We start from the raw sequence: 15,555 nt of genomic DNA, 5'->3' as shown, positions 1-15,555 counted from the left end.
TCAATTAATGTAATCGTTTCCATTTTATTTTTCTAAAATGGTTAATTAAGCAATTTTTATTGCAAATGGTTGTGCGAAAAGGCAGTATTTTGTGTTATTATGATTTTTAATCATGGGTGAAATTTTAAAATATTATGAAAAATATTATTACGTTATTTTCTTTAATTACGCTGGTTTTTAGTGTTGAAGCAGCAGATAAATATGTGACTGAAAATGTTGATATTTATCTTCGCCGCGGTCCAGGTTCTCAATATGCCTATTCGAATGCTGTTAAAGCAGGGGAAAAAGTTGCAGAACTAGAGAAAAGCGCTGACGGTAAATACACCCGGATACAACTTCCTAACGGTAGCTCGGCTTGGATTGAATCAAATAAACTAAAAGATCAACCTAGCCTTAAAGTACTTGTCCCAACGTTAGAGTCAAAACTTGCGGAATATAAAGATAAGGTTGATAACGCAGAGCAGTATAGACAAAATGCTATCAATGATTATTCCGAAAAATTAAAGCAAGCCGAACAAACAATTGAAAGCCTACAAGCTAGAAATAAAGAATTAGAACAAATCAATAAATCACAAGACACTAAACTTGAATCAATGCTAAATCAAGTTGATGACAAGCGACGAGACCTTATTGTTACTTGGTTTACTTATGGTGGCTTAGTAGCTGGTGGTGGATTCCTATTAGGTTTAATTTTGCCAGCTATTATGCCGGGTCGCCGCAAAAAAGATCGCTGGATGCGCTAAATGAGCAAATTCTATCTTGTTGGCGGTTCTGTTCGAGATAGATTATTACATCTTCCTCTTTTTGATCGAGATTGGGTTGTAGTTGGTTCTACACCCGATGAGCTTTTAGCTCTAGGTTATCAACAAGTTGGTAAAGACTTCCCTGTCTTTTTACATCCCATAACTAAAGAAGAATATGCCTTAGCTCGAACCGAGCGAAAATCGGGTAAAGGCTATACTGGATTTATTTGTGACTTTAGTAAGGATATTACCTTAGAGCAAGATCTTATCCGCCGAGACCTGACTATTAATGCTATTGCCATGGATGAAGATGGTAATCTTGTCGATCCTTATCATGGTATTGATGATATCAAACTTAAATTATTGCGTCATGTTTCCCCTGCGTTTAGAGAAGATCCTTTACGAGTGTTACGAGTTGCTCGATTTGCTGCTCGTTATTATCATTTAGGTTTTAGAATCGCATCTGAAACACAAAAGTTAATGGAAGAGATGGTTTTAGCTGGAGAAATAAATACTCTTACTCCAGAGCGTGTTTGGAAAGAGACCGAGAAGGCATTAGCAAGTGCCGATCCACAAGTTTATTTTCAAGTGTTAAAACAATGTGGTGCTTTGGCGATATTATTTCCATCATTAATTCTTTCTAATACTGTTGCAGATGCATTAAAGAAATCAACTTTATTAACCGATGATTTAACGGTTCGTTTTGCAGTATTATTTGGTGAATTAACAACTGAGGCAGAAAAACTTTGTTCACAAATTAAAGCACCAAATCAATATACAAAATTAGCGATAATGGTGCAGCAATACCGTCTTAAAGTTGAAAACGTGACACAATTAACAGCTGAACAAATTATTGATTTATTCAATCGAATAGATGTTTGGCGTAATCCTCATCATCTTAATCAATTAATTATTGCTAGCCAATCTTATGCTAAAACAGAATCATTTCCACAAGCAAAGTACCTAGAAAAGGCATATAAATTAGCTCATGGCGTCAATGTTCAAAATATTATTGCTGAAGGTTATAAAGGAAAGTTGATTCAAGATGAGTTACAAAAAAGGCGAATTGAAGCGTTATTAAACGGTATTTGATTGCATCTTAATCAATTGTCACTTTTTTTCAAAATATCTAAAAAAAAGGGTTGACGATTTGCCGTAACACAAGCATAATGCGCCTCGCAGTGTTGGTTATGACGTTGCGAATGAAATGGCTACGTAGCTCAGTTGGTTAGAGCACATCACTCATAATGATGGGGTCACAGGTTCGAATCCCGTCGTAGCCACCATTAAGATTAAGTTATACTTTAACCGAAAGTATATTATGCGGGTGTGGCGAAATTGGTAGACGCACCAGATTTAGGTTCTGGCGCCGCGAGGCGTGGGGGTTCAAGTCCCTTCACCCGCACCATTTAATCTTAATATCTATCCTTTATTGGGGTATAGCCAAGCGGTAAGGCAGCGGGTTTTGATCCCGCCACGCCCAGGTTCGAATCCTGGTACCCCAGCCATTCCAATCTGCAAATTTTGATATCTATTAGCTAATCTGTTTTGCTTTTTACATTCTTAGTTATTCCTTTCACGGGTATGGCGGAATTGGTAGACGCGCTAGATTCAGATTCTAGTTCCGAAAGGTGTGCGAGTTCAAATCTCACTACCCGTACCAGATATCTTTTCTCCTTTATAATTGGGGTATAGCCAAGCGGTAAGGCAGCGGGTTTTGATCCCGCCATGCCCAGGTTCGAATCCTGGTACCCCAGCCATTAAGACCTAATTTAATACTTTAGTTTGCTGTCGAGAAATGAATTAATGTGCAGTCAAACTTAAAAGTAATAATCATCGCACTTAAATCTACAAGCGCAATGATTAGAACAATTATTATTTAAGTACACAGACGAAATATAATTCATTATTTTTTGGTTGCCACTCAATCGCTCCTATAGTCGTACCAACAGTATATTGATTGGTAGCATCTCGTTCATCAGATGTCCAATATAGATGACCTTTAGGAAAATGGTTACCCGGGTAGGTGTGGTGATAAAGTTTTCCTTCGTTTGTTATATTACCCCATTCTCCTAGAAGGCTATTACCAATCCTACGATAATAGTGATTAGTTGTAATAGCCAAACAGTTATCAGAATTATTATCTGACTTACATGGGCCATTGGTTATAAGGTTTTGGTCGCTATTGGTCAAATCCTCAATAGTAGGAACAACATATTTACCATTGCAAACACTTGCGCTTTGGTTGTAATGGTAAACATCTTGGCTTGGCGATGTGAACCATTTCTTAATCGTAAACGTGTATATATCTTCGCCATCAGATTTTATGGTAAAGGTAGGATTTACATCCGTTGCTTCACCTGTCAATTTTACTTGAAGCCCTGTATTAATTAGATGACTATCTATATCGCCAACAGTAATTTGGTTTATTTCTATATTCACGCCTTTTGAACTATTTGATGATGTTATCGTCGATAAATCAAATGGTGCTCCAGCTATAAACATAAGGAATCGGGCTTGATCAAATCCCGTTGTTGGAAACCCACCAGAACTTACTTTATTGACGAAACCAGAATCAATAACGTGTTGATTAGCATCCCCCCAAGTTAAATAGACCCAATCACCAGTATAATCCCGATTTTCGAAGAGGAATGAATGCACAATTGATGGACGATTGGCACAAACAGTTGGTTTGATTGCATTGTAAATCAAAAAATCTTTTTTAGCTCCTGGATAAACTTTATAATTTGGAACACCATATTGCGTTACTAAAGCAATAGAGCCTGAAATTCTAATATAAGGACTCCAACCTAATCTTGCCAACTCACAAAAAGTTCTGTTTCTATCTGATTCAAGTAATAAATAGGATTTATTATCATAGCGATAGAACCAATCTATTTTAAATCCCCCATCGGGTGGGGTTATTTGAGTTATACTATCTCCATCATCATCAGCAACTAATTGACTGTCAACTGGATTAGACATGGAAAAAGGTATCATTGTACCGTCAAGACCATAATTAGATTTTAACGATGTCATTAATTGATTAGGTGTGGTGGCATTGGGATCAACTTGAGGGAAATTGATATTTTTTAGTTGACGATTTAGGTCATTGATTCCCGTAAAAACCTGAGATTGGAATTTTATCCCAAAATATTGGAAGTTTTGTTGATCATACTCTCGGGAACCATTAACACCAACCGCATCAGGATCGATAAAATATGGGCGATTGCCATTAATAGATTGTGCTGTGACTGCTACCAGTGCAAAAGCTAAATTACTCATTAAAAATATCGAACTTGTTAATAAAACAATAAACCTTATTGAAAATTGAGAAAACTTTTTAAATTTAAATCCTTTCAATAACATCATGTTACCTTACCTTTTAATTCTTAAATTTAATAGAAAGATACAATCATTACGTTTCAATTAAGTTGATACTTATTTCAATGTTAAAAATGTGGGAAAATTAATTTATTGATAAAGATATTTTTTATTACTGACATGCAAAAATTGAATAAAAACTATCCATGCGGAAAAAAGAGTTTTTACGCATGGACAGCCTTGAAAAAATGATTATCTATATAAATTTACATAAACAGTTTGCGCTGTTTCAGCACGGTTATTAGATATTTCTTTTACATAGTAGAAGTGTGCATCGTTAGCGATAGCATATTTTTGTGCTGCTGCGCTAACTTCGCTGGTATTATTAAATGTTCCATGGAAAACGATTGTTTTATATGGCTTCATGATTTTGAATGCTTCGCTCGTAATTTCATAAGCATCTTGGCCTGCGATTGCTTTAGAAATGATAAAGTCACGAACTGGCGCCTCTTTTTTGTATAATGCAACATCAACATCTTGTTCACGATTTTTTACATCATCAGCAATAATTGAGTAAACATAAAACGCATAGGCATCTTTTTCAGAAGCGATTTTACTCGCTGCATCTAAAATTTCAGAAGTGTTATTATAATCACCTTTAAATTTTACGACTGCAAATGGTAAATAATAAAGGGCTTTTGAACGTGGATAAAGCACAACACCGTTGTGAGTAACTTCTTCTTTGCTTACCGCAATAGGTGCATTTGATTTATAAACATCGGCATAAACAATTGCACGATCAGTTGATGTGCCTGTAGAAGGTTGTTCAATACCAGTTATATGATAATATTTAGCACCAACTTCGTCTGCAGCTTTTGATATATCATCTGCTGCATTTTGTGCTTGTAAGTAGCTACCGGTTACAGAGATTTCTTTGAAGGGAATTAAGTTATTACTTTCTTCTGCTGTTAATGGTAAAGCCGCATAAATATTGGCAATAGGTAGAGATAATAGTAAAGCTAATGCAATAGATGATTTATTATAACGTTTCATAATAATGTCCTTTGTATTTATGTTATAAAAATAAAAAAACAATCTGTAACGCTTATTCTATGAGGGTATTGCATGAGAGTATGAAAACGAAAAACGCTCTCGGGATCTATCTTTTACTAATTCTTTCAAACAGCTAGATAAAACAATGTGGAAATTGTGGAAAAGAAAAATAACCGTTAAATAGTATATATCAATTAGAATATTTGTGTAGGTATCACTTTAAATTTTTGTAAAGAATATATTTTTAAGCATTTTATGCTAAAGAAATATTGCGATATTAAATAATATTATTTTTGTAATAAATCATCATATTACAGCTAAGCATTTATATTTATGGTGCTTATAAAACAATTAATTATCTGTGCAGTTAATCCCCAAATGACATAATCACCATACTGATAAAAGTGTACATCATGTTGCGATTTCTTTTGCCAATTTGCTGTGCGATTTGGAACTAATTCAAAAGGGAAATTATCATCAGGTTTAAAGCCAACAAACATAGTTGCTTTTTTGGGGGAATGCTCAATAAACCATTCTAATGGAACCGTAAAAACCGACTCAACTTCATCATGATTAATTTGTAAATTATCCAATTTATCTACATGCTCAATTTTTGCAACAAAAGGATAAATTATCATGCCTAATGAGGCATAAAATTTAGGTAATTGTCCTAATAGGGTAATTTGATCAAGTGTAATACCCAACTCCTCGAAAGTTTCACGTTTGGCGGTATATTCAGGGCTGATATCCGATAACTCAACTCGTCCTCCAGGAAAACAAATATCCCCTGGTTGCCATTTAAGTTTTTTTGAACGTACCTGAAAAAGCAGGTGCAATTGGTTTTCAATAGTGATAATAGGGATTAACACGGCAGCTTTATTCATGAATTGAAATTGGTTTTTGGTATTTTTCAAAGATTGTGATATTTTTTCTAGGGTGATCATAATATTTATTTCATTTATTTGTAAATTTACATTCTTTTTACGCTATAATAGAAAATTATTGGAGAAATTGTTCGTCAATAGTACATCTGTTTCACCTGAATAATGCTATGCAATACGATATAAATAATATAAAAAAAGAACTTGATGATCTTGCAATACTAAAACACGAACGTGCTCAAAGTGGTATGTCTCTGGAATTTCAGCGTGTCTTTTCATTATTGCCAGTTCTTTTTCATTTTAACCATCCCAATCTGCCAGGTTATGCGGGCGAAGAGACTCCATTAGGTATTGCGTATTATCAACCATCCAATGAAATTGTTGAACAGTTAAAAAATGAGTTCAATTTCAGTGAGGTAAATAAAAAAAATCACGCCAATATTTCAGCATTATATTCAATGGGTAGCACATGTTCCATCGGGCAATCTACCTCATCAGATCTTGATATATGGATCTGTATCGAAAATAGTTTATCTGATGTTAAAAAGCAAGCATTAATAAAGAAGTGCAGATTAATAGAAACTTGGGCTAAAGATCTCGGCATTAAACTTACTTTATTTGTGGTTGACGTCGATCGGTTTATTAACCAACATCATGAATGTCTAATGGGTGAAAACTGTGGATCTGCACAGCACATATTACTACTCGAAGAATTTTACCGTTCAGCCAACCTTTTAGCAGGTAAACGTCTGTTATGGTTTGCGATTCCTTCTGATTTTACAGTCAATGACGTCACTTATCCAACCTATGAAAAATGTGTTCAGGCATTAGTTGTATCGAATATCATCAAACGCGAAGAATGGATTGATTTTGGACCTTTGACGGGTTTATCTGCTGAAGAGTACTTTGGTGCAAGTTTATGGCAACTGTATAAAAGTATCGATTCACCATTCAAAGCAGTATTAAAAACATTATTACTTGAAGCTTATTCTTCGATCTATCCAAAAAATAGGCCTATCGCGTTTGATATGCGGGAATTAATTCAAAAAGGAGAAATCCATTCCCATCACTATCTTGATTCATACTCGATGTTATTGGATAGGATCTCAAACTATTTAACAAATATTAGAGATTTTCAACGACTGGAATTAGTTAGACATTGCTTTTATTTAAAAGTGAATGAAAAATTGTCACAAAAAGCAAATTCATCGTCATGGCGACGTGACATATTAAATGAATTTGTACAAAATTGGGGGTGGCAACAATCATTATTGGAAAAATTAGATGCTAGTAAAACTTGGAAAATAGAACAAGTTCGTGAAATACACGAAATATTACTACATACTATGATGACGGGTTATCGAAATTTGCTCAATTTTGGCCGTCGTAACAATTTAGATTCATTGATTAGCCCACAAGATCTAGCAATACTGACTCGCAAATTATATGCATCTTTTGAAGTTCTTCCTGGTAAAATCTCTACATTGAAATTGAATATTTCTGATAATTTACAGGAAGATGTTTTAACTTTTATCCATGTTAAAGAAGACCGGATTAACCGAGCTGGTTGGTATGTTTATAACCAAAAACCTAAACTCAATTCGATTGTTGGACATCAATATCTAGAATATAGTAAATACTTAGTCAAATTAGTTGGTTGGTGTTACTTTAATGGTTTGATTTCAGATTCAACTCAATTTTACTATTATGATGGTGATGACCGTGATAACAAAAAAATCACCAAACTGATTGAAGATCTGAAAAATTACTTTCCAATTGATGTTCCAACAGCAACAGAAGAACAATTATATGGTCCGTGTGAAATACGCCATTTAGCAATCATATTGAATTTAGAAAACGATCCAACGGTTAATTTAAAGTTAGAAGATGAAATCAGCACTAATGTTCTAAACTATGGTAAGCAAGAATTAAGTTTGGTTAGCTCAATTGATTTGCTTTATCGTAACTCATGGAATGAAATTCGGGTCTTGCATTTTAGTGGTACTTTGTGTGTGCTAGAAGCTATAAAAGCTTTACTCAATCGTATGCACAAAGATGCTGATTTACCCAATTCGGTCGAAATCTTTTGTTATAGTAACCAGCTAAGTAATGAAATTAAAAATCAAATGAAAAGGCTGATGTACAATTGTGTTGATTTGAGATTATCGACAACTAAAAATAATTCAACACAAGTTAAGCCATTGAGAATTGATGGGGCGTCTTGGTATCTATTCTTCGAACGGTTTGGCGTGTCATTCCATCAATTTGAAAGTGCTATTGATTTTTATGGTGCAGTATCAAACAACAAAGTTCAAGGTAGACCACTAAATATTTTAGATGAAAGTAATGAATTACCTAAAGAGATAGATAGCGTCGCTTATGAAGGTATTATTCAATTCTTTTTTGAAGATACCGCAAATGGATTTGATTTATACATTTTAAACGAGCATAATCAGATCGAAATTTACCGTAATTGTAACGGTACCAAAGAGAACATGGTCAAGGATATTAATGATTTTTATGTATTATCTGATGACCGCTTTACGTTTACCACCAGTAGCTCTGTTAATTTTAATTTACCGCAATTTTACCAAATTACATACAACGATGCTGGTGAACGCGAAATCTTCTTACTTAATTAATTTTGTTCAAAAAGTATATTAAAAAAAGTTGAGGAACGTACTTTTTTAGTATGCAACATGATAAAAAATAAAAGAATTAGCAATGAAAATGAAATTTCTATTAAAATAATGGGAACTTTTTTTAAATTTATGAATCTAACTGTTAGAGTGCACAATTTTGGGCCACACTAATAGTGATAATATAATGAGGGATGGCCTTTAATGGGGGAGCAAATAACAGACCAAGTTTTAGTAGATCGCGTTTTAAACGGAGATAAAAATGCGTTTAATTTACTTGTGGTACGTTATCAAAATAAGCTAGCTCATTTGGTATCACGTTATGTTTTACCTTCTGAAATACCTGATGTTGTGCAAGAAACTTTTATTAAAGCTTATCGTTCATTAAGCTCTTTTAAAGGTGAAAGTATTTTTTATACTTGGTTGTATCGAATCGCGGTTAATACTGCAAAGAATTACTTAACTTCGCAAGGCAGACGACCACCATCTTCGGATATTGATGCAAGTGAAGCGGAAAGTTACGAAGGTGCAGACTCATTAAGAGATGTCGATAACCCTGAAAGTTTAGTTCTTTCTAAAGAAGTTGAAAGAGTAGTATTTGAAGCAATTGAAGCATTACCTGATGATTTAAGAACCGCCATCACACTACGTGAAATTGATGGATTAAGTTATGAGGAAATAGCTGAAATTATGGGTACACCAGTCGGAACTGTGAGATCACGTATTTTTAGAGCACGTGATGCTATTGATGAAAAAATAAAACCATTAATTAGTTAGTGGTTTGAACAAATTAAAATAGGTAGCAAGAAATTAAGGTATCTACTATGCAAATAGAACAGAAGCAGCAACTTTCATTATTGATGGATGGTGAGTTTACAGACGATAACTTTGTTGATGTCGTTAGCCATGATGAAAGTTTGCAATCCTGCTGGCATCGCTATCATATCGCAAGAGAAGCAATGCGAGGAGAATTGCACGGTAGTTCATTAACATTAGATATTAGCAATCAAGTTGCTATGGCGATTGCGGATGATGATTTATACCCACAATTAACAGAGCAACCTTCTCAAGATGAGATTTCAATTCCTAAAGCTGAAAATCTATTTTGGGTGCGAATTAAAGATGTTGTGGCTAAAGTTAGCCAAGTTGGACTTGCTGCTTGTGTTACATTAGCAATTATTGCTGGTGTTCAATATCATCAAGGTCAATCGGACGATGCAAGTGGTGCTCCAACGCTTAATACTGTTCCTATGGGTGTTAATGTAGCTCCTGTTGGTGGAATACAACATAATGACAAGCAATTACTTGAAAAAAGACAATACGATAAAATTAGATTGCTCGTTCAAGATTATGAATTACAAAAAAGGTTAAATGCCCGTTAAATAAAAATGAATTTTCTATTTTCTTTAATAAAAATAAAGCTAAAACAGAGTAATAATTTTATTATTACTCTGTTTTTTATATTGTTTTCTGCCTCAACCATGGCAACAGAAACAAATGAAGCGTTAAATTTATTAAATAAAATGAGTAAAGCGGTGCAAATCAATGATTATCAAATTCATTTTGTATCACAAGATAGAGAACAATTTGGCTCAACTTTTGAATATAATCACTTAGGCGCAGCTAAAAAAGAAAATATTAATGCGCAATTGCTTTATCTTGAAGGTCCAGCAAAAGAGATTATCTTGCATAACAACACCACCAGTTATTTTCAACCTGATAGCCCTTCATTTTCGATTGCTAGTTCTCGCATAACAGAGGCATTTCCTGATGTAATTTATAATGACTTTAATTCATTAGCGAATATTTATGATTTTATTTTATTAGGTAAAACTAGAACGGCAAATCGTGGTGCTCAATTAGTTAAAATAATTGCAAAAGACAAAGATCGCTATAGCTATGTTATATGGATCGATGATGAGACTTTCTTACCATTACGAATAGACTTAATTGATGATGATAATGACATTGTTAATCAATTAAAAGTTGTTGATATCGATGTTGATTTCGATGTTAAAAAATTCAAAAATTATATTGATAATCGAACTTACCCAATTTTATTATCAATTGAAAAACAGAATAATTTACTTGATGCTTGGCGCTTAGCATGGTTGCCAAAAGGATTTAAAGAAATAGCGGCGTATAATGTCAATTTTTATAGTTCTGATATTGCAACTAAATTGTTTTCTGATGGCGTATTTTCTTTTACAGTAAATGTCTCTTTAGAGCAAGCAAGTCAACCTAATCAACTTATTCAGCAGGGCGGAAGAACAATATTCTCAACTAATCTGGGTAACAAAAATATTATTATTATTGGTAATTTACCTGAAGGGACAATTGAAAGAATTGCCCAAAATATTGTTGAGAAATCGCCGTAAACCTCTCGATAACACTATGCTTACTGACCATTAATGTGTAGAATGTTTGCTTCTATTTTCGTGATTATTTGACTTGTTATTTATAGCCAATAACACTAACGATAATTAACAGTACATAACTAAAATATAACTTATTGATATGAATAAAAATATCCGCAATTTTTCAATTATTGCTCATATTGACCATGGTAAATCAACGCTTTCTGATCGTATTATCCAAATCTGTGGAGGACTTTCTGATCGTGAAATGGAAGCTCAAGTTTTAGACTCAATGGATCTGGAACGTGAACGTGGTATTACAATTAAAGCACAAAGTGTTACTTTAGATTATCATGCTAAAGATGGCCAAACATATCAGCTAAACTTCATCGATACACCAGGACATGTGGATTTTTCATATGAAGTTTCTCGTTCACTTGCTGCATGTGAAGGTGCATTACTTGTTGTTGATGCAGGGCAAGGTGTTGAAGCGCAAACTCTTGCAAACTGTTATACAGCACTTGATATGGACCTTGAGGTTGTACCAGTACTTAATAAAATCGACTTACCGGCAGCCGAACCAGAAAGAGTGGCAGAAGAGATTGAAGACATTGTTGGTATTGATGCTAGCAATGCAGTAAGATGCTCGGCTAAAACCGGAGTAGGTGTGGTTGATGTGCTTGAACAACTCGTTCATGATATCCCTGCGCCAGAAGGTGATTCGAATGCACCACTACAAGCACTAATTATTGATTCATGGTTTGATAACTATTTAGGTGTTGTATCACTAATTCGTATCAAGAATGGTGAGTTAAATAAAGGTGATAAAATCAAAGTTATGAGTACAGGAATGACTTATAATGTTGATCGCCTAGGGATCTTTACTCCAAAACAAATAGATAAAGACTGCTTGCATTGTGGTGAAGTAGGTTGGGTTGTTTGTGCAATCAAAGATATATTAGGAGCACCTGTAGGGGACACGTTAACTTTAGCAAAATCTCCAGCAGACAAGCCACTACCAGGATTTAAAAAAGTTAAACCTCAAGTATATGCAGGATTATTTCCAACCAGTTCTGATGATTACGAAGCATTTCGTGATGCATTAGGAAAACTAAGTCTTAACGATGCCTCGCTTTTTTATGAACCTGAAAATTCTGGTGCGTTAGGATTTGGTTTCCGTTGTGGTTTCCTTGGCTTATTGCATATGGAAATCATTCAAGAACGATTAGAAAGAGAGTATAATCTTGATTTAATTACTACTGCACCAACAGTAGTTTATGAGGTTTTGACTACTCAAAATGAAATTATCTATGTTGATAGCCCTGCAAAATTACCTGCAGTGAATAACATTCAAGAACTTCGTGAACCTATAGCTGAATGTAACATATTAGTTCCACAAACGTATTTAGGTAATGTAATTACTCTATGTGTTGAAAAGCGCGGTGTACAAACCAATATGGTTTATCATGGTAATCAAGTTGCATTAACTTACGAAATTCCAATGACTGAAGTTGTTTTAGATTTCTTCGACAAACTGAAATCAACTTCACGTGGTTATGCCTCTTTAGATTACAGCTTCAAACGTTTCCAAGTCGCTGACATGGTTAGGCTTGATGTATTAATTAATGGTGAACGTGTTGATGCATTAGCACTCATTACCCATAAAGACAATGCACCATATCGTGGGCGTGAACTAGTCGAAAAGATGAAAGATCTTATTCCGCGTCAGCAATTTGATATCGCGATTCAAGCTGCAATTGGCAACCACGTCATAGCTCGTTCAACAGTTAAACAACTTCGTAAAAATGTTTTAGCTAAATGCTATGGTGGTGATGTAAGTCGTAAGAAAAAACTTTTACAAAAACAAAAAGAAGGTAAAAAGCGCATGAAACAAGTAGGTAATGTAGAATTACCGCAAGAAGCGTTTTTAGCTATTCTACATGTTGGTAAAGATTAATCAGTTAAAGAGGATAAAAAATGGCTAACTTATTCGCCATCATATTAACAATAGCAACATTCATTACTGCGATCTTTTGGTTTTTAGAGAAGTACCGATGGAAACCAGCTAGACAACGTAAAGTTGAAGAGATTCGTAAGCAAGCTAATGGTGAAATTGATGGTAAAATTTTGGCAGAAGTTGGAAAACCTAAAGGCTGGATTGAAAATTTAGCATCGTTTTTCCCTGTTCTTTTTGTGGTTTTTGTTATTCGATCATTTATATATGAACCATTTCAAATTCCTTCAGGGTCAATGATGCAAACACTATTAGTTGGTGATTTTATTGCTGTTCAAAAGTTTTCATATGGATTACGCGATCCGATCACCAATACTGTCTTAATTTCAACTGGCTACCCAAAACGCGGTGAAATTGCGGTTTTCAAACACCCCGATGGATCAAATAGAGATATTATTAAACGCGTTGTAGGTTTACCTGGCGATAAAATTGTCTATTTGTCTAATGAAAAGAAAATTCTCATTTATCCAGCTTGTCAATCAACCGATAATAATTGTGTTGGTCAGCGTTCTGAACCATTAGATTTACATTATACTCAACCCCAAGCAAGTGATTGGAAAGAAGTGAACGAAATGGGGAAAAACCCGGACTTCTATACAATAGAACAATATAAAGACAAGGGTATTGTTGATTCTAACTCTAGAATTACATTAGATATGAAAATTCAACAAGAAACCTTAGGTGAAATTACTCACGATGTTCTAACAACGCCTGGAAAAATGGAAGATACAAGTTATTTTTATCATCAAAATGGTCAACCGATCGGAACATGGGTTGTTCCACAAGATAACTATTTTATGATGGGTGATAACCGTGATAACAGCGGTGACAGTCGATATTTTGGCTTTGTTCCTGAAAAAAACTTTGTTGGTCGAGCTACAACTATTTGGATCAGTTTTGAAAAACAACCTGATCAATGGCCAACAGGAATTCGTTTTAGCCGTATAGGTGGAATCCACTAACTGTGATGAAAAATTTGAATCAACTACAACAAGCTATTGGATATCAGTTTAAAAACACATCTTTACTTCAGTTAGCACTAACTCATCGTAGTGCTAATAAAATGCATAATGAACGCCTTGAATTTTTAGGTGATTCGATATTAAGTTTTGTCATTGCTGATGAACTTTATCATCGATTTCTCAAGCAAGATGAGGGTGATCTTAGTCAAATGCGAGCAAGTTTAGTATGTGGACAGACACTTGCTGAAATGGGAAAAGAATTCAAATTAGGTGATTACCTAATTTTAGGTCAAGGTGAATTAAAAAGTGGTGGTTTTCGCCGTGAATCCATTATCTCTGATGCAGTAGAAGCTATCATTGGCGCTATTTATCTAGATAGTGAAATTGAAAACATTCGCCGCATAATTTTATCTTGGTATCAAAAACGCTTAGATGAAATTCAACCTGGTATTAAGCAAAAAGATGCTAAGACACGTTTACAAGAATATTTGCAAGGTATACGACATGAAAGACCATGTTATTTAATTCTTGAAGTTACTGGCGACAATCATGAGCAAGAGTTCTTAATTCAATGTAAAATTGAAAACGATGATCACCAATACTTAGGGCGAGGTTTAAGCCGTCGCAAGGCTGAACAAGCCGCAGCTCAAGAAGCATTAAACCAATTAGGAATAAAATGACAGAATCAAAACAACATTGTGGATTTGTTGCCATAGTTGGAAGACCAAATGTCGGCAAATCAACACTATTAAACCAACTACTTGGTCAAAAAGTATCAATCACCTCACGTAAAGCGCAAACAACGCGTCACCGTATTGTCGGAATTGATACCCAAGGCGATGATCAAATTATCTATATTGATACACCCGGTTTACATATTGAAGAAAAAAGAGCGATTAATCGCTTAATGAATCGTGCCGCTAGCAGTTCAATTGGTGATGTTGAATTAGTTATTTTTGTCGTGGAAGGAACCCACTGGACTGAAGATGACGAAATGGTTGCAGGCAAACTCAAAGATTGCAAGGCACCTATACTGTTAGTTATTAACAAAATTGATAATGTAACAGATAAAACCCAACTGTTACCACATATCCAAGAAATTAGTCAAAAAATTAACTTTTTAGATGTTGTGCCAATTAGTGCAGAAAAAGGTGAAGGGATTGACATCATCAAAGATATTGTCAAAAAACATTTACCCGTTGGTGAACACCACTTTCCTGAAGATTATATCACTGACCGATCACAACGATTTATGGCTTCAGAAATCATCCGAGAAAAACTAATGCGTTTTTTAGGTGATGAATTACCTTACTCGGTTACGGTTGAAATTGAACAATTTAAAGTTGATGAACGTACTGGCATGTACCGCATTAATGGCTTAATCCTAGTTGAACGCGATGGACAAAAGAAAATGGTCATTGGCAACAAAGGTGAAAAAATCAAAAAAATCGGTATTGAAGCCCGTAAAGATATGCAACTTTTCTTTGATAATAAGGTGCATTTAGAATTATGGGTTAAAGTCAAAGCTGGTTGGGCTGATGATGAGCGAGCATTACGTAGTTTAGGTTATAGTGACGATTAA

Annotated in this window: 13 protein-coding genes and 5 tRNA genes; 15 read left to right on the top strand and 3 right to left on the bottom strand. The window is 34.6% G+C overall.

What is annotated here, in order from left to right:
* Positions 1–134: 134 nt before the first annotated feature.
* From J3U24_RS02650 to J3U24_RS02620, 7 genes are all read left to right on the top strand, one after another.
* On the top strand, positions 135–743 hold the full coding sequence (locus tag J3U24_RS02650; protein WP_267336779.1) for a TIGR04211 family SH3 domain-containing protein: 609 nt from the start codon (positions 135–137) through the stop codon (positions 741–743).
* Positions 744–1,835: a multifunctional CCA tRNA nucleotidyl transferase/2'3'-cyclic phosphodiesterase/2'nucleotidase/phosphatase gene (locus J3U24_RS02645; RefSeq protein ID WP_324123766.1), complete on the top strand. Its 1,092-nt coding sequence runs from the start codon at positions 744–746 to the stop codon at positions 1,833–1,835.
* A 117-nt stretch (positions 1,836–1,952) separates the two neighbouring features.
* Positions 1,953–2,029 (top strand) — tRNA-Met (locus J3U24_RS02640).
* Positions 2,030–2,066: 37 nt separating this feature from the next.
* Positions 2,067–2,151: transfer RNA gene (locus J3U24_RS02635), tRNA-Leu, on the top strand.
* A gap of 25 nt (positions 2,152–2,176) precedes the next feature.
* Positions 2,177–2,251, top strand: a tRNA-Gln gene (locus J3U24_RS02630).
* Between the two features lie 70 nt (positions 2,252–2,321).
* A tRNA-Leu gene (locus J3U24_RS02625) sits at positions 2,322–2,406 on the top strand.
* A 22-nt stretch (positions 2,407–2,428) separates the two neighbouring features.
* Positions 2,429–2,503 (top strand) — tRNA-Gln (locus J3U24_RS02620).
* Positions 2,504–2,618: 115 nt separating this feature from the next.
* On the opposite strand, the gene J3U24_RS02615 is transcribed toward J3U24_RS02620, so the two are convergent.
* The 3 genes from J3U24_RS02615 to J3U24_RS02605 form a co-directional block, all read right to left on the bottom strand.
* Positions 2,619–4,028 (bottom strand): hypothetical protein, encoded by a 1,410-nt coding sequence (locus J3U24_RS02615; protein WP_141677476.1) that lies wholly within the window; start codon positions 4,026–4,028, stop codon positions 2,619–2,621.
* Positions 4,029–4,319: 291 nt separating this feature from the next.
* A complete protein-coding gene (locus J3U24_RS02610; RefSeq protein ID WP_065734310.1) occupies positions 4,320–5,120 on the bottom strand; it encodes a YdgH/BhsA/McbA-like domain containing protein in 801 nt (266 codons plus the stop codon).
* A gap of 317 nt (positions 5,121–5,437) precedes the next feature.
* Positions 5,438–6,064: an NUDIX hydrolase gene (locus tag J3U24_RS02605; RefSeq protein WP_065562186.1), complete on the bottom strand. Its 627-nt coding sequence runs from the start codon at positions 6,062–6,064 to the stop codon at positions 5,438–5,440.
* Positions 6,065–6,171: 107 nt separating this feature from the next.
* Here J3U24_RS02605 and J3U24_RS02600 point away from each other — a divergent pair, with 107 nt between their 5' ends.
* The 8 genes from J3U24_RS02600 to era all read left to right on the top strand — a co-directional run bounded on the left by J3U24_RS02600 (position 6,172) and on the right by era (position 15,555).
* Complete coding sequence (locus J3U24_RS02600) at positions 6,172–8,643, top strand: class I adenylate cyclase (protein ID WP_267336781.1); 2,472 nt, start codon at positions 6,172–6,174, stop codon at positions 8,641–8,643.
* Between the two features lie 201 nt (positions 8,644–8,844).
* On the top strand, positions 8,845–9,417 hold the full coding sequence (gene rpoE, locus J3U24_RS02595; RefSeq protein WP_065562184.1) for an RNA polymerase sigma factor RpoE: 573 nt from the start codon (positions 8,845–8,847) through the stop codon (positions 9,415–9,417).
* A 47-nt stretch (positions 9,418–9,464) separates the two neighbouring features.
* Positions 9,465–10,022, top strand: coding sequence for an RseA family anti-sigma factor (locus tag J3U24_RS02590; protein ID WP_065562183.1), 558 nt, complete (start codon positions 9,465–9,467; stop codon positions 10,020–10,022).
* A gap of 99 nt (positions 10,023–10,121) precedes the next feature.
* Complete coding sequence (locus J3U24_RS02585; RefSeq protein ID WP_065734314.1) at positions 10,122–11,018, top strand: MucB/RseB C-terminal domain-containing protein; 897 nt, start codon at positions 10,122–10,124, stop codon at positions 11,016–11,018.
* Positions 11,019–11,157: 139 nt separating this feature from the next.
* Entirely contained in the window at positions 11,158–12,954 is a 1,797-nt protein-coding gene (gene lepA / locus J3U24_RS02580) for a translation elongation factor 4 (RefSeq protein ID WP_065562181.1), read from the top strand.
* Between the two features lie 20 nt (positions 12,955–12,974).
* Positions 12,975–13,973 carry a signal peptidase I gene (gene lepB / locus J3U24_RS02575; RefSeq protein ID WP_267336782.1) on the top strand — a complete coding sequence of 333 codons (999 nt, stop codon included), beginning with the start codon at positions 12,975–12,977 and terminating at the stop codon, positions 13,971–13,973.
* A gap of 2 nt (positions 13,974–13,975) precedes the next feature.
* Entirely contained in the window at positions 13,976–14,653 is a 678-nt protein-coding gene (rnc, locus tag J3U24_RS02570) for a ribonuclease III (protein ID WP_370632544.1), read from the top strand.
* Positions 14,650–15,555 carry a GTPase Era gene (era, locus tag J3U24_RS02565; RefSeq protein ID WP_065562179.1) on the top strand — a complete coding sequence of 302 codons (906 nt, stop codon included), beginning with the start codon at positions 14,650–14,652 and terminating at the stop codon, positions 15,553–15,555. The genes rnc and era overlap by 4 nt, the downstream gene beginning before the upstream one ends.

It is taken from the genome of Gilliamella sp. B2785 (assembly GCF_026537005.1).
Taxonomy (GTDB): Bacteria; Pseudomonadota; Gammaproteobacteria; order Enterobacterales; family Orbaceae; genus Gilliamella; species Gilliamella apicola_E.
The sequence above is the reverse complement of the archived record's forward strand: the minus strand, read 5'-3'. Positions and strand labels throughout refer to the sequence as shown.